The following is a 20,508-nucleotide window of genomic DNA, read 5'->3' on the forward strand; positions in this document are numbered from 1 at the left end:
CTATGAAGGTGATTGGTGTTCAGCAAAGGTCTGGTCTGCTATTATCGCCAGCCTTTGTTGATACCAGTTCGCAATTTGCGCTGAAGCGGTCCAAGCCATGATTAAACAACGCACCCTGAAGAATATTATTCGTGCCACAGGTGTAGGTCTGCACTCCGGGGAGAAGGTATACCTGACCCTCAAGCCTGCACCTGTCGACACCGGCATCGTGTTTGTGCGTGCCGACCTGGACCCTGTGGTGCAGATTCCTGCTCGCGCGGAAAACGTTGGCGAAACCACCATGTCGACCACATTGGTCAACGGTGACGTCAAAGTGGACACGGTGGAGCACTTGCTCTCGGCCATGGCTGGCCTGGGCATCGATAACGCCTACGTCGAGCTCTCCGCGTCCGAAGTCCCGATCATGGATGGCAGCGCTGGACCCTTCGTATTCTTGATTCAATCTGCCGGCCTGGAAGAACAGGACGCAGCCAAGAAGTTCATTCGCATTCTGCGGGAAGTGACAGTAGAAGACGGCGACAAGCGCGCCACCTTCGTCCCGTTCGAAGGCTTCAAAGTGAGCTTTGAGATCGATTTCGATCACCCGGTATTCCGTGACCGCACCCAAAGTGCAAGCGTGGATTTTTCCAGCACTTCGTTCGTAAAAGAAGTCAGCCGCGCCCGTACCTTTGGTTTCATGAGTGACATCGAGTACCTGCGCAAGCACAACCTCGCACTCGGCGGCAGCGTTGAAAACGCCATTGTGGTCGACGCGGATGGTGTACTGAACGAAGACGGCCTTCGCTACGAAGATGAATTCGTGAAGCACAAGATCCTCGATGCAATCGGTGACCTCTACCTGCTGGGCAATAGCCTGATAGGCGAGTTCAAAGGCTTCAAGTCGGGCCACGCCCTTAACAACCAGTTGCTGCGCAAGTTGATTGAGCAGACAGACGCTTGGGAAGTTGTGACCTTCGAAGATGCCAGCACCGCACCGATCTCTTACATGCGTCCCGTTGCGGCGGTGTAAGTAACAACTCTCTTTCTTTCGTTTTGAAAGGCCGCCTTCGGGTGGCCTTTTTTTATGTGCCGGCTACGACGTTGATCCTAGAGTGAGGGGGGTTGAGCCTCGACAATGCGGTTTCGGCCGCTGTGCTTGGCTTCATACAACGCCTGATCCGCACTCAGTAACAACGCTTCCAGCGACAGCCGGCTACGCTTGTCCCAGGTGCTCATGCCGATGCTCGCCGTAATCGGTTGCGCATCCCCCGCCACCCTTGGCAAATGCTCGATGCTGCTGCGGATATGCTCGGCGATGACCCAGGCACCCTTCGCGTCCGTGTGGGGCAGCACCACCGCGAATTCCTCACCTCCATAACGCGCCGCGAGATCAGCCGGGCGGCGGATATTGGCGCCTATCACTTGCGCCACGGTGCGCAATGCCGCGTCTCCACCGTGATGGCCATGGCGGTCGTTAAAGGCTTTGAAGTGGTCGACGTCGATCATCAGCACGGTCAGTGGTTCGAGCGAGCGTTGCGCGCGGTCCCATTCAAGGCGCAGGCGTTCGTCCAGAATGCGACGGTTGGCCAAGCCGGTCAGGGCGTCGACGGCTGCCAGTTCTGACAGCACGCGCTCTGCGCGATAACGGCGTCGCAGTTCGCGGCGCAGCATCCAGGTCAGCCATAACAAACCGATACACAGGATGCCAGTGGCGCCACTGGTCAACAGCGCGGCGCGTTGCCAGCGGGCGAATACATCTTGGCTGGACAGTGCAACCACAACGATCAGCGGTAGCTCACCCACATTGGTGAAGGTGTACAGGCGTTCCGTGCCGCTGATGGCAGAGATCGCCTGGAAGGTGCCACTGCCTTCACGCAGTATTCGCTTGAAATTCGGTCGCTCGCTCAGGTCCTTGTCGATCATGTCGCTTTCGAGCAGCGGCTGCTGGGCCAATAAAAAACCTTGGTTATTAAGCAGGTTGACGCTGCTGCCGTTGCCGATGGTCACGGTGTTGAAGAGCTGGTCGAAATACGCCAGGCGCATGGTCGCGACCGCAACGCCAGCAAACTCACCGTTGGGCCCCGACACCCGACGGCTGAATGCCATGCGCCAGACCTGGTCGCAGTCGCAATGAATCTTGAACGGCCGGCTGATATACAAGCCGGCCTGGGCGTCCTTGGTATGCACCTGGAAGTAATCGCGGTTGGCAAAATTGCGTGGGGTGGGCTGCAGGGTGGAAGAATCGGCGATCACTGTGCCATTGGCATCCAACAACAGCACTTCACCTTTGAAAGGCGCAGCGGTGGACAGGTCAAACTGCACCAAATGCTGGATATTCGCGGAAACCTGGGCCAGGTCCTCACGTTGCCTGGCAGCAATCAACCCTTTGAGGGCCAGGTCGTAGAGTTCGACGTTACGCAGCACGTCGGCATTGATCAACTGCGCAATATTGGTGGTTGAGCGCGTCGCGGCCTGCAGGGTGCTCGCGTGTTCGCGGATCAGCAACACCGCGACGATGACCACGATCAGGACGACAGTAAGGCCACTGCCCAGAATCAGAAATAGCTCTGGGCGTGCCGGTAAGCTTCGAACGCGGGGAGGACTCATCGGGCAGACTTCAGCGGGACAATACTGGCAGTTTAGATCTACCCGATGAAAATTAAATACCCGATAAAAAAGAAAGATCTGGGTGTCAGAACACGTTGATCGGGTAATCGACGATCACTCGGTATTCATCCACGTCTCGATCCACCGCCGAGTAGCCGTTGCTGCCGCGATTGGTCGCCCACTGCAGGCGCACGGCCAGGTCTTTGGCTTTGCCACCCTGTACCACGTACTTGAGGTCGATATCCCGTTCCCAGTGTTTGGCGTCTTTGCCGTCAGCGCTGTACCAGGCGCTATAGCCCCGGCTTTGCGGGTCGACCTTGGTCAGGTCGGTCTTGCCGCTGATGTAGGACACCGCCGAGGTCAAGCCGGGCAGGCCCAGTCCACCGAAGTTATAGGCGTACTTGAGTTTCCAGGAACGCTCATTGGGGCCGTTGAAGTCGGAGTATTGCTGTGAGTTGTCCAGGTACACGCTGTCGCCCTGGGCGATGTAGTCGAACGGCGTGTTGCCGTTGACCCTCTGGTACGCGGCAGTGACGCTGTGATGGCCGACGTCCACGGTGAAGTGCAGGCTGTAGGTGTTGTTGTCGATATCCCCCAGCAGCGACTGCCCGGTGTCCTGGGTGTGGTAGTAATGCAGACCGGGGTTGAGACTGATCATCTCGTTCACCACATAGGTGTAGTCCAGGTCGTAGTAGTACTGATTCCACACGTCCTTGAGTTCGGCGGCGTAGAGGTTGCTGGTCAGCCCGTCGATACCGCTGAACGACACGCCGGCCCAGTTCATGTGCTGGCTGTCCGTGTGCTCGGGCAGCGCGCCGTAGCTGGTGCCGATGCGACGGTGGCCGCTCTGGTTATAGAGCTTGGTGAAGCTGGCCTGGCCACCTTCGAACATCCAACCGTCGAGGCTGTGGTTGGTCAGGCTCACGCCACGGAAAGTCTGCGGCAACATGCGGGTCGCGCCGCCGGCAATCACCGGGTTATTGAGGAACAGGTCGCCGGCTTTCAGCTCGGTATCGAATGCGCGCATTTTCAAGGTGCCACCGGCCGTCGAGAACGAGCCGGGCGCCTTGCCGTTGCCGCTGCCGTACGGAAGGATGCTGGAGCCATCGGTGCCGCCACCGCCGTCCAGTTTGAGGCCGAGCATGGCGTGGGCGTCCAGGCCGAAACCGACCGTGCCCGGGGTGTAGCCGGACTCGAAGATGCCGAGAAACCCCTGGCCCCATTCCTTGCTGTCATCGGTGTGAATATCGCGACGGTCGCGGTTCATGTAGTAGTTGCGGGTGTTGATATTGAGGTGGGCACCTTCGACGAAACCGTCGGCGGGGGTGGAGTCTGCCGCGTGGGCAAGGGGGACAATCGTTGCTGCAATCGCGAGGAATAACGGGGTGAACGTCAGCGAGTTCTTCACCGGTGGAGCTCCTTTGGTCAATCGAAAACGGCCAGTGTCGTTGGGGTGCCTGGCCTTTTTTACGGCAAAAAAAAGCCGCTGAAGTCAGCGGCTTTAAGACAGATTCCCAGTGTAGAGCCCTGGAAAAAAGTCGAGGGAAATTCGGGTAAGCGGAGACTGCCTTTGCCGTCGCGCTCATCGATGCGTCAAATTAACGCAGGCGAGCGGTGCGATACAGAGTGTAACAAGATAATGACTGTTGCCCAAATCGCAACAGTCAGGCGTTAGACCGGCAGGGTAATGCCAAACGTATTCCCACCGCCGTCGCTGCGTACGAACACATCGCCGCCGTGCATCAGGGCAATCGCCTTGACGATGGCCAGGCCCAGGCCATGATTGGCCCCACTGTTGCTGCGCGATGCATCCACTCGATAGAAGCGTTCGAACAGGCGCGGCAAGTGTTCGCTGGCAATCGCGTCACCGGGGTTGGTCACGCCGATTGCTACCTGATGGTCCTGTCGCTCGATGCTCACCACGATCACCTGATCGGGTGCTGTGTGTTGCACCGCGTTGCTCAGCAGATTGATCAGTGCGCGGCGCAGGTGGGCTTTTTCGATCTGCACCCTGGCATCGCCGCGTACCTGCACCTTGACCTGGGCGTCTTCGAGGATGAAGTCCAGGTAGTCGAGGGTGGTTGCCACTTCATCGGCCAGGGAGCTTTCGGTCAGCTTGGTGGCCTTGCTGCCTTGGTCGGCGCTGGCCAGGAACAGCATGTCGTTGATGATCGAGCGCAGGCGCTCCAGCTCTTCGAGGTTGGATTGAAGCACCTCGAAATAATGCTCGGCAGAGCGCCCGCGAGTCAGCGCAACCTGGGTCTGGCCGATCAGGTTGGTCAGTGGCGAGCGCAGTTCGTGGGCCACGTCGGCATTGAACGACTCAAGGCGTGAGTAAGCCTGCTCCACGCGGTCGAGGGTGGAATTGAACGAGTTGACGAACTGGCTCAACTCCGGCGGCAACGGTGACAGTTGCAGGCGTCCGGAGAGCTTGGGTGGGGCGAGTTTCTGTGCCTCATCCGAGAGTTTCCCCAGGGGTTTGAGGCCGATGCGCGCGACCCAGAAGCCCAGCAACGACGCCAGCACCACGCCCACCAACGAGAGGGCGACCAGCGCGACCAGCAAGTGGTGCTGGGTGGCACGGAAATTCTCGGTGTCGATGGCGATCATGAAACGCAAGGGCGGACGCTGATCCTTGGCCGGGAACTGGCTCACCAGCACCTTGAGCGGGTATTCGCGCCCCGGCAGGCGCAGGTCGCGCTTGCCCGTGGGGCCTTCGGCGAAGGCACGGATCTGCGCATCGGGGTTGCCGTACTCATAGTTCGGATCACTGCTCACGACCCAGAAGCGGATGCGCTTGTCTTCCTCACCCAACAACTTGAGCTTGGCCTGAATCTTCACCCAATGGTCCGGTGTACCGAAGCGGTTCACCGAAGACTCCAGCACGCTGTAGCGCGCATCCAGCTCGGCGCCCGGCAACAAGCCGAGGCTGCGGTCCACCTGCTGATACAACGCGCCGCCGATCAATAGGAAGATCAGCAGCGCCACCAGGGTGAACATGCTGCTCAAGCGCAGGGCGATGGAGTTAGCTGACACTTCGGCTCTCCAGCACATAGCCCATGCCACGGATGGTGTGCAGCAGCTTGGTGTCGAACGGCCCGTCGAGTTTGGCGCGCAGGCGCTTGATCGCGACTTCCACCACGTTGGCGTCGCTGTCGAAATTGATGTCCCAGACCATTTCCGCAATCGCGGTCTTGGAAAGGATCTCGCCCTGGCGCCGCGCCAATACGCTGAGCAGTGAGAACTCCTTGGCGGTCAGATCCAGGCGCACGCCGTTGCGGCTGGCCTTGCGGCTGATCAGGTCGATCCACAGGTCGGCAACTGTCACCTGCACCGGTTCGTGGCCGCCGCTGCGGCGGGTCAGGGCTTGCAGGCGGGCCACCAGTTCCAGGAAGGAGAAAGGCTTGCCCAGGTAATCGTCGGCGCCTTCGCGCAGGCCACGGATGCGGTCTTCCACGCGTTCGCGGGCGGTGAGCATGATTACCGGCGTCTGCTTGCGCGCACGCAAGGCGCGCAGCACGCCAAAGCCGTCGAGGCCGGGCAGCATCACGTCAAGTACGATCACGGCGTAGTCGTTTTCCAGTGCCAGGTGCAACCCCTCGACGCCTTCGCGCGCCACATCGACGGTGTAGCCTTGCTCCGTCAGGCCGCGGTGCAGGTAATCCGCGGTTTTTTCTTCATCTTCAATAATCAGGACGCGCATCAGCCTTTTGCTCCAGGGCGGGGCCTCAGCCTCAATGTGTGGTCGCCAATGCAGGCGTTGGTTTGGGCTTGTGGAAAAACTTCTCAAGGTACAAGTATATGACCGGCGTGGTGAACAGCGTCAGTGCCTGGCTCACCAGCAACCCGCCGACCACTGCGATACCCAGCGGTTGGCGCATTTCCGCACCGGGGCCGGTACCGAGCATCAGCGGCACCGCGCCGAGCAGGGCGGCGAGGGTGGTCATAATGATCGGTCGGAACCGCGTGACGCAGGCTTCGTAGATCGCATCCTCCGGCGACAGGCCCCTGACGCGCTGAGCCTCCAGGGCAAAGTCGATCATCAGGATGCCGTTCTTCTTCACGATGCCGATCAACAGCACCAGGCCGATCAGCGCCATGATCGAAAAGTCCTGGCCCATCAGCGACAGCATGATCAGCGCACCCAACCCCGCCGAAGGCAAGGTGGAGATGATCGTCAACGGGTGCACGAAACTCTCGTACAGCACGCCGAGGATAATGTAGACCGCCACCAGTGCCGCCAGGATCAGCCATGGCTGGCTGGCCAGCGAACTCTGAAAGGCCTGTGCCGCGCCCTGGAAGTTGCCGATGAGGGTGGTCGGCATGCCGATTTCATTCTTGGCCTGGTTGAGCATGATCACCGCGTCGCCCAGTGCCACCCCAGGCGCCAGGTTGAATGACAGGTTGGCGGCCGGGAACATGCCGTCATGACTGATCGACAGTGGGCCCACGGTGGGCGGATCGACTTTGGCCAGTGCCGACAGCGGCACCATCTCGTTGGTCAGCGGCGAGCGCAGATAAAAGTAGTTGAGGCTCTCGGCCTTGCCGCGTTGCTGGGTGTCCAGTTCCAGCACCACTTGGTACTGGTTGATCTCGGTCTGGAACTCATTGATCTGGCGTTGGCCGAACGCGTCGTACAGCGCCTGGTCGACATCGGTGGCGGTGAGGCCGAAGCGCGCGGCGGCCTGACGGTCGATGCTGATGTGGGTGATGCTGCCGCCCAGTTGCAGGTCATTGGACAGGTCGCGAAACGCCGGGTTGGCCCGCAGTTTTTCGGTGAGGCGCTGGGTCCAGGTGTTGAGCGTCGGCCCGTCGTTGCTCTTGAGCACATACTGATACTGGGCGCGGCTGGGGCCGGAACTCAAGTTGATGTCCTGACCGGCGCGCAGGTACAGCACAATGCCTGGCACCTTCGCCAGTTTAGGGCGGATACGGTCGATGAACTGGCTGGCTGACACATCGCGGTCGCCACGGTCTTTCAAGGCGATCCAGAAACGGCCGTTGGCGATGGTCTGGTTGCTGCCCGTCACGCCGACCGAGTGCGAAAATGCTGCCACCGCTGGGTCGGCCTTGACGATCTCGGCGAGGGCTTTGTGTTTGGCGATCATGTCCGGGTAGGACACATCGGCCGCCGCCTCGCTGGTGCCCAGAACAAAACCGGTGTCCTGCACGGGGAAGAAACCCTTGGGGATAAACACATAGCCGACCACGGCCAAGGCCAGGGTCACTACAAAGATTGCCGCCATGGTGCGTTGATGGGCCAGGGCACGGCGCAGGTTGCGTGCATAGCCGGCCAGCAGTCGCTCGCTGAAACCGGGTTTGTCGTGGGCATGATGGGTGGGGGCGCGCATGAACAGCGCAGCCAGCGTCGGTGCCAACGTCAGCGAGACCACCACCGAAATCAGGATGGTCGAGGTGGCCGTCAGGGCGAACTCCTTGAACAGCCGCCCGACCACGCCGCCCATGAACAGCAGCGGAATAAACGCGGCCACCAGCGAGAAGCTGATGGACACCACGGTAAAGCCGATTTCACCGGCGCCCTTGATCGCCGCTTCGCGTTTGTCGAGCCCGGCTTCCAAGTGGCGGTGAATGTTCTCTACCACCACGATGGCATCGTCCACGACAAACCCCACGGCAATCACGATCGCCACCAGCGTGAGGTTGTTCAAACTGAAACCCATCAGGTACATCAGCGCAAAGCTGGCAACCAACGACACCCCCAGCACGCTGGACACGATCATCGTTGCCGACAACTGGCGTAGGAACAACGCCATCACCGCCACCACCAGCAGAATGGCGATCAGCAGCGTCACTTCCACTTCATGCAGGGACGCGCGGATGGTCTTGGTGCGGTCGGTCAATACGCTGACCTGCACCGACGCCGGGAGCATGGCTTGCAGGCGCGGCAATTCGGCTTGAATGCGGTCCACGGTCTCGACGATATTCGCCCCGGGCTGGCGCGAGATCACCAGGTTGACCCCGGGCGTGTCGCCGGCCCACGCCTGTACGTAGGCGTTTTCCGAACCATTGATGACTTTGGCGATATCCCGCAACTGAACCGGTGCCCCGTCCTTATAAGACACGATCAACTGCGCGTAGTCCTCCGGGTGGAACAACTGGTCGTTGGTCGACAAGGTCGACACGCTGTTCTCACCGTAGATCGCGCCCTTGGCCAGGTTGAGGCTCGATTGCTGGATGGCCAAACGAATATCGGCCAGGGTCAGGCCGATGGCGGCGAGTTTGTCCGGGGATGCCTGCACCCGAATCGCCGGGCGCTGCTGGCCGGTGATGTTGATCTGGCCAACGCCGTCGATCTGGCTGATCTGCCTGGCCAGCAGGGTTTCCACGTAATCACTCAGCTCGGTGCTGGGCATGCTGTTGGAGCTGACGCTGAGAATCAGCACCGGGCTGTCCGCCGGGTTGACCTTCTTCCAGGTCGGCAGGCTCGGCATATCGCTGGGCAGCTTGCCGGACGCGGTGTTGATCGCCGCCTGCACTTCTTGCGCAGCGGTGTCGATGCTCTTGGTCAATGTAAATTGCAGGGTCAGCAGGCTGGAGCCCAGTGCGCTGCTGGACGTCATTTGGGTCATGCCGGGGATGGCGCTGAATTGCACCTCCAGCGGCGTTGCCACGGATGACGCCATGGTGTCCGGGCTGGCGCCGGGCAGGGTGGCGGTGACCTGGATCGTCGGAAATTCTGCTTCCGGCAGTGGGGCGATGGCCAGGCGCGGGAAGGCAATCAGCCCGAGCAGCACCAGGGCGAAGGTCAGCAGAAGGGTGGCAACCGGGTGGTCGACGCACCAGGCTGAGGGCGAACGGCTCATGGCTGCACCTTGGCATCAACGGTCTGGATCACCTGCGGCGGCTCCTTGAGGACTTCCACCTGGGCGCCTGCCTTGAGTCGCGATTGGCCGTCACTGACCAGCACATCCCCGGCTTGTACGCCCTTGATGATGTTCACGTCGCTGTCCTGGTAGGTGACTTGCACCGGTACCACGTCGACCTTGTCACCGTTGACCCGGTATACGAAGTGCGAATCCAGGCCACGCTGCACCACGGTCGGTGGCACCACCAAGGCGTTTTTGTCGAGGGCGGTCTGGATCTTGATGGTCACCAGTTGTCCCGGCCACAAGCGTTGCGAGGCGTTGTTGAACTCGGCCTTGGCGCGCAGAGTGCCGGTGGTGGAACTGATCTGGTTGTCGATCAGACTCAAGTGGCCTTCGCCGAGCAGGTCGCCGGTCTGGCCATCGGTGTCGGCGCCGAGGTAGGCATCGACGCTGGCCTGGGTAGGCGCTGCGATCAAGCCCTGCAAGGTGGGCAACATCTGCTGTGGCAGGGAGAACTCGACGGCAATCGGGTCGATCTGGGTCACGGAAAACAGGCCCTGGGCATCGCTGGTGCGCAGGAAGTTGCCTTCATCCACGGTGCGAATACCCACGCGGCCACTGACCGGTGAGCGAATTTGGGTGTAGGAAAGTTGTACCTGGGCTGAATCGATCGCGGCCTGGTTGCCTTGGGCCGTGGCCTTTAGCTGGTTGACCAGCGCTTGTTGCTGGTCATAGGTCTGTTTGGACACGCCGTCGTCGACGCTCAATGCCTTGTAGCGCTTGAGGTTGACCAGCGCCACCTGCAACTGTGCCTGGCTTTCGCCCAGTTGTGCCTTGGCCTGGTCAAGGCTGGCGCGGATCGAGCGGTCATCGATGGTCGCCAGCAGGTCACCGGCCTTGACCAGTTGCCCTTCCTTGACCAGCAATTTAGTCAGGATGCCATCCACTTGCGGGCGAATCACCACACTGTGCAACGACAGCACTGAACCGATCCCGCTGACAAAACGTGGAATATCCTGCTGCGCCACGCTTACCACCCTCACCGGAATCGCAGTGGGCGCCGCCAGTTTGGACTTGGCCGGGCGGGTCAGTGCCCAGGCCGCAACAGCCAACACCACGAGGACACCTACGATCAGGGCGGTTTTTCGTTGAATTTGCATGGGGTGAGGTGCCAAGGCGAAGGATTGGAAGTGGATGAGGCCTTTATAGCCCGCCAATCCGGTCAGCAAGGTGACTGCTAACTGACAGCGCTGTCAGTAAAGACCGACCATTCGTACAGGTGGTGGTTAAAGATCCGAGGCGGGCAGGTATACTGCGCGCCAGCGTGGCCCGCAAGCTGGCCCCGCGTCATTTTTTGCACGCTCCGGAGCCTCCATGACTTCCCCGACACAACCCCCTGTTGAAGCGGCCGACCTCGTCGATCCGGCCAGCGCCGAAGGCGTTGAAAAAGCCGAGATCCCGGCGTTCAAGTTTCCCTTCAAACCGGGTGAACTGGCGGGGGCCAAGAATGCCGCCCAGCCCTGGTACAAGAACGGCGCCAAGAACGGCCACACCAAGACCCCGGGCATGGCCCCGCCGGGTACGCGCCGCTCCATGGGTAAACGTTAAGATTAATCGGTTGTAATGTTTGGCGGATGTTGCCTACAGCCTCCGCTGATGTTTCTGATTGTAGGCCGGCGACTGTTTCTTGAAAGCTGCACAGCCTTCGCGCTTCCCTGGGTTTTTAGTGGGGTGGAGCGCAGCGTGCTCTTTCCGGAAAAGGACGTTTCCTGTGGCCCTGATACACCTGTGTGTAATGCTTGCCCTGTCGCTCGCGGTGGATGCCGTTGCAGGCATTGATCAACCACGGCGCGAAATCCGCTTTGCTGTCGTCGCACAGTTTTCCCCTTTCCAGAGTCGCAACCCGCAAGGACAGTTGATCGGTCTGAATATCGAGTTGGGTAACGCGCTCTGCCAGCAATTGAATGTGCGCTGTACCTGGGTCGACCAGGTGCTGGTCGAAAACTTCGAAGGCCTTGAAGCCCGGCAATTCGATGCAATCATGGGTATTGCCTCCACCCCCCAGCGCCGGCGCCGGGTGAGTTTCACCGACAACCTCTACCCCTTCACCACACGGTTGGTGGCGCTGCGAACCTCAGGCCTTTTGCCAACGCCAACGTCGCTCAAGGGCAAGCGGGTCGGGGTATTACTGGGGAGTAACCGCGAAGCGTTTGCCCGGTCCCAATGGGGGCCAAAAGGCGTGATCATCAGGAGCTTCTGGCTCAACGACGAACTGGTTCGCAGCCTGATGGCGGGTGAAATAGACGCGACCCTGCAGGGCACCGTGGAAATTCGCAATGCGCTGCTCGACACTGCCGCCGGCCAGGACTACGACTTTCTGGGCCCCGCCGTGTCTACTGAACTGCTGGGCGACGGTGTGGCGATCGCGCTGCGTAGCACCGATACGGGGCTGCGCACTGAGCTCAACCGTGCCCTCGAGCAGCTTATGCACAACGGCGAATATCAGCGGATCCTTGCACCTTATCGCCTGGACGCGCCGTGATGGCATAGTCAGTTGTAGCGTCAGTGGGCGAGAGCGTTTTGCACTAAGCCGCGCGTAACGGGATAAACGCGTAGTTGGCCGGCACCTCGGTCGCAATCTGCGCCCCGGCATCCAGCACCTGCTCGGCGATGTCCAGTCCGGACACATGGAACACCCACTCATTAGCCACCGACGGCTGACTTATCGCCAACTCGATCGCCTGGGCAAATGCCCCCATGTCCGGCAGGTAAGCGGTAAATCCATCGCCCTTGAGCGCCGTGGTGCGAATGCCCAGTAGTGCGCACACCGCCTCTTTGGTCTGCACATCGTCGCGGTCGGCCTGGCGCGAACGACGGATCAGTTCAGCCAGCGCCTGGTCCATCAGCTCACCGCCGACGATCAGCGCCGGCCCCTGTTCCCAGGATTCCGGCGGACATTCCTTGGCAGCGGGGTTCAGCGGGATATGCGGGTTGATTTCCATCGGATAGATGCGACACACCAACGGGCGGCGCGCATAGATACGGCACAGGTTGTCTTCGTCAAGATTCCGGCAGCGCCCCGCGTTGTAGGCCGCAAAGGTGATTGCCACAAACGCCTCGGTGTTGCCGCTGGGCACCACCACCGAACGGCGCTCGGCATGTTCGCGTTGCAGCTGGGGCAGGCCCAGTCCATTGCCCAGGAAACCTTCCACCAGAACAATGACGTTACCGCCGTCCGCCGCCCACATCCGGGCCTCTTCCAGGGTCAGGGGCACGTGATGGTCGGAGCAGCATTTGCCGCAGCCGACGCAGGAAAATTGAGTATTCATGGCGGATCTGTCACCAGGTTAGGTCAGAGGGCACGCAAGAACGGTGACGGGTTTTTACCTCTGTTCACCAATTCGCTCTCTGGAAGCAAGTTACACGCCAGTGTGTGTTAGTCCTGAGGTACTACGTCGCGCAGGACAAATTTCATGCCCGCGCTTTCATACAGCTGGCGGGCACGCACATTGCTCTCCAGCACCTTGAGGTCCACGTAGGGTTCGCCGCGTTGCTTGAACGTCTGGAAGCTGTGCAGCAACAAGGCTCGCCCCAGCCCTTGGCCTTGGGCGCAGGGGTGAATACAGAGGTTCTTGATAAAGGCGCTGGTCCAGCACTGGGCCACACCGAGAATGCCTTCATCGTTGCTGACCACCAGGCACAGGGTGGGATCGAACTCGGCGTCAGTGGTGAACTGGTGCCGCCAGGTGTCCAGGTTGGGAACGCGACCGCCGCCTTGATCCTGGGTCAGGCACAGCACGGCATGAATCGCTGGAGCCAAGTCGTCGCGGTAGTGATCCAGTCGCGTACCCGGCGGCCACTGAGGGGCGGGCAGGCTGTCGGTGAGGTCACGACGCAGCAGTTGGAAATAGTCGCTCACAGGCCTTTTTGTGCCACCGTTTGAGCGGCCACTACCAGGCACTTGGTCAGTTCCGGCGAGGAGAATTTGGTGAGCACCGCGTCGGCGCCGGCCAGCCGGGCTTTTTCGCTGTTCATCGCGCTGTCCAGGGACGTGTGCAGCAGCACGTAAAGGTGCTGGAAGTCCGGGGTTTCGCGCAGGGTGCGAGTCAGGGCGTAGCCGTCCATTTCCGACATCTCGATATCCGACACCACCACATTGATCTGCTCGACCGTGCCTTGCAGCTCCAGCAGCACATTGATGGCTTCCTTGGCGCTGCGTGCGGTGTGGCAGGTGAGGCCAAGGTTGCGCAGGGTGTGCACCGATTGCTGCAGGGCGACCTGACTGTCGTCCACCACCAGGATGCGTGCGTTGCCCAGTACTTCAGCTTCTTCCATGGTCAGGTCGGTTGGCGCTGCTTCGATCGGTGCCGGCGCGATGCCGTGGATGACTTTCTCGATATCCAGTACCTGCACCAGACCGCCTTCCACTTGAGTCACCCCGGTAATGAACGCACGGTTACCGCCGGAGCCATAGGGCGGCGGGCGGATGTCGGTGGTCAGGCAATGCACGATCTTGCTCACCGCCTGTACATGCAGGCCCTGCTTGGAGCGGCTCACGTCGGTGACGATCAGGCAGCCGCCGTCCGGGTCTGCCAAGGGCATTTCGCCCAGAGCGCGGCTCAGGTCGATCACCGCCAGCGAGTTGCCACGCAGGGTGGCGATGCCTTTGACGTGAGGGTGGGACTCCGGCAGCTTGGTCAGCGGCGGGCAAGGAATGATTTCACTGACTTTCAGCAGGTTGATCGCCATCAGCTTGCCGCTGCGCAAGGTAAAGAGCAGAAGCGAAAGTGAGTCTGCGCGGGCTTTGGTGGTAGACATAAAAACCTTCTGTGGATCAGGGATGACGATCTATAGAGGGTTATCGACTTGGGGAGGCCAGGCTTTAACCGGATTTTGTATCGGGACGGGTGTGTGGGAGCGGGCTCCCACACACGGCCTATTTCAGCCCTTCCACACTTGCGGATTGACCAGGTCCTGCGGGCGTTGGCCCAGCAGAGCACTGCGCAGGTTGTCCAGAGCACGGTTGGCCATGGCTTCACGGGTTTCGTGGGTGGCCGAGCCGATGTGCGGCAGAGTCACGGCATTGCTCAGTTGGAACAGCGGCGACTCGGCCAGCGGCTCCTGCTCATACACATCCAGCCCGGCACCGCGGATGGTCTGGTTTTGCAGGGCGTCGATCAGCGCCGGCTCGTCTACCACCGGGCCGCGGGAGATGTTGATCAGGATCGCGCTGGATTTCATCAAACCCATTTCGCGGGTGCTGATCAGATGACGGGTCTTGTCGCTCAACGGCACCACCAGGCACACGAAATCCGCTTCGGCCAGCAGCTCATCCAGGCTGCGAAACTGCGCGCCCAGTTCCTGCTCCAGTGCCGGCTTGCGGCTGTTGCCGCTGTACAGGATCGGCATGTTGAACCCCAGGCGCCCACGCCGGGCCACGGCTGCGCCGATGTTGCCCATGCCGACGATGCCCAGGGTCTTGCCATGCACGTCGCAACCGAACAACGGCGCGCCGACGCTGGCTTTCCACTGGCCGGCCTTGGTCCAGGCGTCCAGTTCGGCCACCCGGCGGGCGCTGCTCATGAGCAGGGCAAAGGCCAGGTCGGCGGTGCTTTCGGTGAGCACGTCGGGGGTGTTGGTGAGCATGATCCCGCGTTCGTTGAAGTACGCCACATCGTAGTTGTCGTAGCCCACCGACACACTGGACACCACTTCCAGCTTGCTCGCGCCCTGTAACTGCTCGCGCCCCAGCTTGCGGCCCACGCCGATCAGGCCGTGGGCGTGGGGCAGGGCTTCATTGAATTGAGCGCTGATGTCGCCCAGCTTGGGGTTGGGCGCGATCACTTCGAAATCCTGTTGCAGGCGTTCGATCATTTCCGGGGTGACGCGGCTGAAGGCGAGGACAGTCTTTTTCATTGCAGGCGGGCTCATCGACTACGGAAGAATGCCAAGCACGCTAACATTCCTGCCGACAATTGTCAGGGCAGCCTGAACCAAAGTGGGCACAGTCCAAAACGCGGGAGCTGTTGTTTGATAGCCCTCAGTTCGCCAACCGAGCGCCGCTGAGGCTGCCGCTCAATTCATACGCCACCAACTCCGCCTGATGCGCCGCCAGAATCTCCGGCAGCGAGCCACGCAGGTATTCCACCCAGGTTTTGATCTTCGCATCCAGGTATTGGCGCGATGGGTAGATGGCGTACAGGTTCAACTCCTGGGAACGGTAGTTGGGCATTACCCGCACCAGGGTGCCGTTGCGCAGGCCTTCGATGGCCGCGTACACCGGCAACAGGCCGACGCCCATGCCGCTGGTGATCGCGGTTTTCATCGCGTCGGCCGAGTTCACCAGGAACGGCGACGTATTGATCGCCACGCTTTCCTGGCCTTCGGGGCCGTTGAAAGTCCACTTGTCCAGTTGGATCACCGGGCTGACCAGGCGCAGGCAGGCGTGGTTGAGCAAGTCCTGTGGGCGCTGCGCGCAACCTTTGGCCTTGACGTAATCCGGCGAGGCGCACGCGATGCTGTAGGTAATGCCCAGACGCTGGGACACGAAGCCCGAGTCCGGCAGCTCGCTGGCCAGCACGATGGACACGTCGTAGCCCTCATCGAGCAAGTCCGGCACGCGGTTGGCCAGGGTCAGGTCGAAGGTGACGTCCGGGTGGGTGCGGCGGTAACGGGCAATTGCATCGATGACGAAATGCTGGCCGATACCGGTCATGGTGTGCACTTTCAGCTGCCCGGCCGGGCGCGCGTGGGCGTCGCTGGCTTCGGCCTCGGCTTCCTCGACGTAGGCCAGGATCTGCTCGCAGCGCAGCAGATAGCGTTTACCGGCCTCGGTCAGCGCGATGCGTCGGGTGGTACGGTTGAGCAAGCGGGTTTGCAGATGGGCCTCAAGGTTGGAGACCGCGCGCGACACGTTGGCGGTGGTGGTATCCAGTTGCACGGCGGCGGCGGTGAAGCTGCCGGCTTCGGCCACGCAACTGAAGGCGCGCATATTTTGCAAAGTGTCCATGGAGTGTTCTCAGGGGAGATAACAAATTGTGACAGAAAGTTGCGCCGTCCAGTGATCCCTACCAACGGATTATCGCCTGAACGGTAACAAAGATTCACAGGAATGCCAGCTTATCGTCCTCCCTATCGCCCCCTAGAATTGCGCCACCTACCCCCGCATCACCTCAGGAAGTCGCTTGCCGTGCCGCGTCGCATCAGCAGAGAGCTGAAGACTCTCAGTGTTTGGGCCTTATCGTTAGCAATCAGCGGCTGCATCGGAACCGGAGGAATTGCCCCACAAGGCCAGTCCCTCAACGCCAATACCCTGGCCACCGACGACGCCATCCAAAACGCTGCACAAGACGCCCACTGGCCCACCGGGCAATGGTGGCAGGCCTACGGCGACCCGCAATTGAACCGTTGGGTCGACCTGGCCACTCAGCACAGCCCAAGCATGGCCATGGCTGCCGCGCGAGTGCGCGAGGCGCGGGCCATGGCCGGGGTCGCCGAGTCGGCCGAATCGCTGCAGATCAATAGCGACACCACCCTCAAGCGCCACAATTGGCCCAAGGATCAGTTCTATGGTCCTGGCGAACTGAGCGGTGCCAACACCTGGGACAACAATGCCAGCCTGGGCCTGAGTTACGCCCTCGACCTGTGGGGCCGCGAAAGCAATGCCACCGAGCGTGCCGTCGACCTGGCGCACATGAGCGCTGCCGAAGCGCGCCAGACCCAGCTCGAATTGCAGAACAACGTGGTGCGCGCCTATATCCAGTTGTCGTTGCATTACGCCAACCGCGATATCGTCGCAGCGACCCTGGCGCAACAGCAACAGATTCTCGACCTGGCCAACACACGCCTGAACGCCGGGATCGGCACCCACTTCGATGTCAGCCAGGCCGAAACCCCGTTGCCGGAAACCCATCGCCAACTGGACGCGTTGGACGAAGAGATCGCCCTGAGCCGTAACCAGTTGGCAGCCCTGGCGGGCAAAGGACCCGGGGAGGGCGCGCAGTTGCAGCGCCCGAGCCTGTCCCTGGCCGCGCCGTTGAAATTGCCGTCGAGCCTGCCCGCGCAATTGCTCGGCCAGCGCCCGGACGTGGTTGCCCGCCGCTGGCAAGTTGCGGCCCAGGCCCGTGGCATCGATGTGGCCCATGCCGGTTTCTACCCCAATGTCGACCTGGTCGGCAGCCTCGGATACATGGCCACCGGTGGCGGCATGCTGGAATTCCTGGCGGGCAAGAAATTCAACTACAACGTGGGACCTGCGATCACCTTGCCGATCTTCGACGGCGGCCGCCTGCGTGCGGAACTGGGCGAAGCCAGCGCGGGCTATGACATCGCTGTCGCCCAGTACAACCAGACCCTGGTCAATGCCCTCAAGGGTATCAGCGACCAATTGATCCGCCGCGAATCCATGGATAAGCAAGCCACCTTCGCCGCGCAGTCGGTGGCCTCGGCGCAGAAGACCTACGACATCGCGATGATCGCCTATCAACGTGGCCTCACCGATTACCTGAATGTGCTGAATGCGCAGACCTTGCTGTTTCATCAGCAACAAATCGAGCAACAGGTGCAGGCCGCTCGCCTGAGCGCCCACGCCGAACTGGTGACGGCCCTGGGCGGCGGCCTCGGCGCCGGCGACGACGCACCGCAAGATGCCAAGACCCTCCCGAGCAAGACCCCGGCGGCGCTGGCCGTGTTTGATCACTGAGTAGGATTCGATGACTCCCTTGCCTGCACCGCTGCGCTGGCTGCATTCCCTTGAATGGCGCCGTGGTTTTTTCGACTGGGCACGCAGCGATGGCGTGACCTGGGTGTATATCTTCAAGGTGCTGGTCGCCGCGTTCCTGACGCTGTGGCTGGCCATGCGCCTGGAACTGCCGCAACCGCGCACGGCGATGATCACCGTGTTTATCGTGATGCAACCCCAGAGCGGCCAGGTGTTCGCCAAGAGCTTTTATCGCTTCCTCGGCACCCTGGCGGGGTCGGCGGTGATGGTGTTGTTGATTGCCCTGTTTGCGCAGAACACCGAGTTATTCCTCGGCGCGCTGGCGATTTGGGTGGGCATTTGCACCGCCGGCGCGACGCGCAACCGTAACTTCCGCGCCTATGGGTTTGTGCTTGCCGGTTATACGGCGGCGATGGTTGGCCTGCCGGCCCTGGCCCATCCGGACGGCGCGTTCATGGCGGCGGTGTGGCGGGTGCTGGAAATTTCCCTGGGGATTCTGTGCTCCACGCTGGTCAGCGCCGCGATTCTGCCGCAAACCAGCAGCGCCGCCATGCGCAACGCCTTGTACCAGCGCTTCGGCGTGTTTGCGCTGTTCGTCACCGATGGCCTGCGCGGACGCAGTCGACGTGAAGGTTTCGAGGCCAGCAACGTGCGTTTTATCGCTGAAGCGGTGGGCCTTGAAGGACTGCGCAGCGTCACGGTGTTTGAAGACCCGCACATGCGTCGGCGCAACGGCCGGCTCAGTCGCCTCAACAGCGAATTCATGAGCATCACCACGCGCTTCAATGCTTTGCATCAGTTGCTGGAGCGGTTGCGCGCGGATGAAGCGGCCCCTGTTGTCGCCGCCAGACCCGGCGTGCAAGACCTTGCCGAACTGCTCGATGGTTTCTCCGGCCGTGCGCTGACCAGCCCCGATGCGGCGCGCCTGGTCAACCAACTCAGCGCCTATAAGGACGGCCTGCCCGCCAAGGTCCGCAGCCTGCGCGCGGCTTTTCAGGAAGAGCACCCAAGTGAAGCCGAGCAGCTGGATTTCCACACCGCCTACGAGCTGCTTTACCGGTTTGTCGATGACCTGCACAACTACGCGCAAACCCACGCTTCCCTGGCGGAACATAGCCATGAGCGCGAGCAATGGGACGAAACCTTTATCCCCAAGACCAACTGGCTGGCCTGCGCTGCCTCGGGGATTCGCGCGTCATTCATCCTGATGGTACTGGGCAGTTATTGGGTGGCCACCGCCTGGCCCAGCGGCGCGACCATGACCCTGATCGCCGCCGCCACCGTGGGCTTGTCCGCCGCCACGCCGAACCCGAAACGCATGGCGTTCCAGATGGCTTGCGGAACGTTGATAGGGGCCCTGGTGGGCTTTGTCGAAATGTTTTTCGTGTTCCCCTGGATCGACGGCTTCCCGCTGCTGTGCGTGATGCTTGCCCCGGTGATCATCTTTGGCGCGTTCCTCGCTTCGCGCCCGCAATACGCGGGTGTTGGCGTAGGGCTGCTGATCTTTTTCAGCACCGGCTCGGTGCCGGACAACCTGACGGTCTACAACCCTTACACCTTTATCAACGACTACATCGCCATGATCCTCGGCATGCTGGTGTGCGCGGCGGCGGGCGCGATCATTCTGCCGCCCAACAGCCGCTGGTTGTGGCGCCGCCTCGAACAGGACCTGCGCGAGCAGGTGGTGTACGCGATCAGCGGCAAACTCAAGGGGCTGGCGTCGAGCTTTGAAAGCCGCACCCGTGATTTGCTGCACCAGGCCTATGGTCTTGCTGTTGGCCAGCCGCAAGTGCAGCGCGACCTGCTGCGCTGGATGTTCGTGGTGCTGGAGGTTGGCCACGCGATTATCGAACTGCGCAAGGAACAGGCGATGCTGCCGGTGCACCCGGCGTACGCCGAATCCCAGCCGTGGCGCCAAGCCATCCGCGTGATGGGCCGCTCGCTGGTGCGGCTGTTCCTGCAACCCAGCGCGAGCAACCTGGAGCGTGGCCTGATCGCCGTCGACCATGCGATCAGTCGTGTGCAGGCCACCGACGAACCCTTCGCCCCGCACTTCGACACCTCGGCCCTGCGCCGGGTGAAAAGCTACCTGCATTTTATCCGCACCTCGCTTTTGGACCCGCAATCGCCGTTGGCCGCTCTTAAAGGTGCCACGCAAGGAGCCACGCATGCCTCGTGAAATCGCCTTCCACGGCGTGTATATGCCGACCATGACCCTGATGTTCCTGATCGCAGCTGTGCTGGCCTGGGCGCTTGATCGCTGTTTGGCCGGGTTTGACCTGTACCGTTTTTTCTGGCACCCGGCGTTGCTGCGCCTGAGCCTGTTTGTTTGCCTGTTCGGCGCCCTGGCGCTGACCGTCTACCGTTGAGAATCCC

17 protein-coding genes are annotated in these 20,508 nt (G+C 61.3%); 6 read left to right on the top strand and 11 right to left on the bottom strand.

Annotation, left to right across the window (positions count from 1 at the left end; genetic code table 11):
* The first annotated feature begins 97 nt into the window (after window positions 1–97).
* Window positions 98–1,009 (top strand): UDP-3-O-acyl-N-acetylglucosamine deacetylase, encoded by a 912-nt coding sequence (gene lpxC, locus BMZ57_RS07355; RefSeq protein WP_003171886.1) that lies wholly within the window; start codon window positions 98–100, stop codon window positions 1,007–1,009.
* Between the two features lie 77 nt (window positions 1,010–1,086).
* Here the strand turns inward: lpxC and BMZ57_RS07360 are convergent, their stop codons facing one another.
* The 6 genes from BMZ57_RS07360 to BMZ57_RS07385 form a co-directional block, all read right to left on the bottom strand.
* Window positions 1,087–2,586 (bottom strand): sensor domain-containing diguanylate cyclase, encoded by a 1,500-nt coding sequence (locus BMZ57_RS07360; RefSeq protein WP_069672398.1) that lies wholly within the window; start codon window positions 2,584–2,586, stop codon window positions 1,087–1,089.
* A gap of 85 nt (window positions 2,587–2,671) precedes the next feature.
* Complete coding sequence (locus BMZ57_RS07365) at window positions 2,672–3,994, bottom strand: OprD family porin (RefSeq protein WP_069672397.1); 1,323 nt, start codon at window positions 3,992–3,994, stop codon at window positions 2,672–2,674.
* A 263-nt stretch (window positions 3,995–4,257) separates the two neighbouring features.
* Window positions 4,258–5,622, bottom strand: coding sequence for a heavy metal sensor histidine kinase (locus tag BMZ57_RS07370; RefSeq protein ID WP_044286656.1), 1,365 nt, complete (start codon window positions 5,620–5,622; stop codon window positions 4,258–4,260).
* On the bottom strand, window positions 5,612–6,289 hold the full coding sequence (locus BMZ57_RS07375) for a heavy metal response regulator transcription factor (RefSeq protein WP_010213025.1): 678 nt from the start codon (window positions 6,287–6,289) through the stop codon (window positions 5,612–5,614). The genes BMZ57_RS07370 and BMZ57_RS07375 overlap by 11 nt, the downstream gene beginning before the upstream one ends.
* A gap of 31 nt (window positions 6,290–6,320) precedes the next feature.
* Window positions 6,321–9,410, bottom strand: a complete 3,090-nt coding sequence (locus BMZ57_RS07380) for a multidrug efflux RND transporter permease subunit (protein WP_069672396.1) — start codon at window positions 9,408–9,410, stop codon at window positions 6,321–6,323.
* A complete protein-coding gene (locus tag BMZ57_RS07385) occupies window positions 9,407–10,573 on the bottom strand; it encodes an efflux RND transporter periplasmic adaptor subunit (protein ID WP_069672395.1) in 1,167 nt (388 codons plus the stop codon). The genes BMZ57_RS07380 and BMZ57_RS07385 overlap by 4 nt, the downstream gene beginning before the upstream one ends.
* 214 nt (window positions 10,574–10,787) lie before the next feature.
* Between BMZ57_RS07385 and BMZ57_RS07390 the strand changes: the two genes are divergently transcribed.
* Together BMZ57_RS07390 and BMZ57_RS07395 are read left to right on the top strand one after the other, a co-directional pair.
* Window positions 10,788–11,021, top strand: coding sequence for a hypothetical protein (locus tag BMZ57_RS07390; RefSeq protein WP_010213018.1), 234 nt, complete (start codon window positions 10,788–10,790; stop codon window positions 11,019–11,021).
* A gap of 163 nt (window positions 11,022–11,184) precedes the next feature.
* Window positions 11,185–11,955, top strand: coding sequence for a transporter substrate-binding domain-containing protein (locus BMZ57_RS07395; RefSeq protein ID WP_069672394.1), 771 nt, complete (start codon window positions 11,185–11,187; stop codon window positions 11,953–11,955).
* Window positions 11,956–11,998: 43 nt separating this feature from the next.
* On the opposite strand, the gene BMZ57_RS07400 is transcribed toward BMZ57_RS07395, so the two are convergent.
* The 5 genes from BMZ57_RS07400 to BMZ57_RS07420 all read right to left on the bottom strand — a co-directional run bounded on the left by BMZ57_RS07400 (window position 11,999) and on the right by BMZ57_RS07420 (window position 16,422).
* Window positions 11,999–12,742: a YkgJ family cysteine cluster protein gene (locus BMZ57_RS07400; protein ID WP_021491864.1), complete on the bottom strand. Its 744-nt coding sequence runs from the start codon at window positions 12,740–12,742 to the stop codon at window positions 11,999–12,001.
* Window positions 12,743–12,849: 107 nt separating this feature from the next.
* Complete coding sequence (locus BMZ57_RS07405) at window positions 12,850–13,332, bottom strand: GNAT family N-acetyltransferase (RefSeq protein ID WP_069672393.1); 483 nt, start codon at window positions 13,330–13,332, stop codon at window positions 12,850–12,852.
* On the bottom strand, window positions 13,329–14,231 hold the full coding sequence (locus tag BMZ57_RS07410; protein WP_069672392.1) for a chemotaxis protein CheV: 903 nt from the start codon (window positions 14,229–14,231) through the stop codon (window positions 13,329–13,331). The genes BMZ57_RS07405 and BMZ57_RS07410 overlap by 4 nt, the downstream gene beginning before the upstream one ends.
* A gap of 123 nt (window positions 14,232–14,354) precedes the next feature.
* On the bottom strand, window positions 14,355–15,329 hold the full coding sequence (locus BMZ57_RS07415; protein ID WP_069672391.1) for a 2-hydroxyacid dehydrogenase: 975 nt from the start codon (window positions 15,327–15,329) through the stop codon (window positions 14,355–14,357).
* 124 nt (window positions 15,330–15,453) lie between these two features.
* On the bottom strand, window positions 15,454–16,422 hold the full coding sequence (locus BMZ57_RS07420; RefSeq protein WP_010213008.1) for a LysR family transcriptional regulator: 969 nt from the start codon (window positions 16,420–16,422) through the stop codon (window positions 15,454–15,456).
* Window positions 16,423–16,602: 180 nt separating this feature from the next.
* Between BMZ57_RS07420 and BMZ57_RS07425 the strand changes: the two genes are divergently transcribed.
* From BMZ57_RS07425 to BMZ57_RS07435, 3 genes are read left to right on the top strand one after another with little or no spacing between them, the layout of a single operon-like run.
* Window positions 16,603–18,114 (top strand): efflux transporter outer membrane subunit, encoded by a 1,512-nt coding sequence (locus BMZ57_RS07425; RefSeq protein ID WP_069672390.1) that lies wholly within the window; start codon window positions 16,603–16,605, stop codon window positions 18,112–18,114.
* Between the two features lie 10 nt (window positions 18,115–18,124).
* The gene (locus tag BMZ57_RS07430) at window positions 18,125–20,311 is read left to right on the top strand and encodes an FUSC family protein (RefSeq protein WP_010213006.1); all 2,187 of its coding nucleotides are present in this window, start codon (window positions 18,125–18,127) and stop codon (window positions 20,309–20,311) included.
* A complete protein-coding gene (locus BMZ57_RS07435; protein WP_010213002.1) occupies window positions 20,301–20,501 on the top strand; it encodes a DUF1656 domain-containing protein in 201 nt (66 codons plus the stop codon). Before BMZ57_RS07430 ends, BMZ57_RS07435 begins: the two co-directional genes overlap by 11 nt.
* Window positions 20,502–20,508 lie beyond the last annotated feature (7 nt).

The sequence above is a fragment of the Pseudomonas simiae genome, assembly GCF_900111895.1.
GTDB lineage: Bacteria > Pseudomonadota > Gammaproteobacteria > Pseudomonadales > Pseudomonadaceae > Aquipseudomonas > Aquipseudomonas simiae.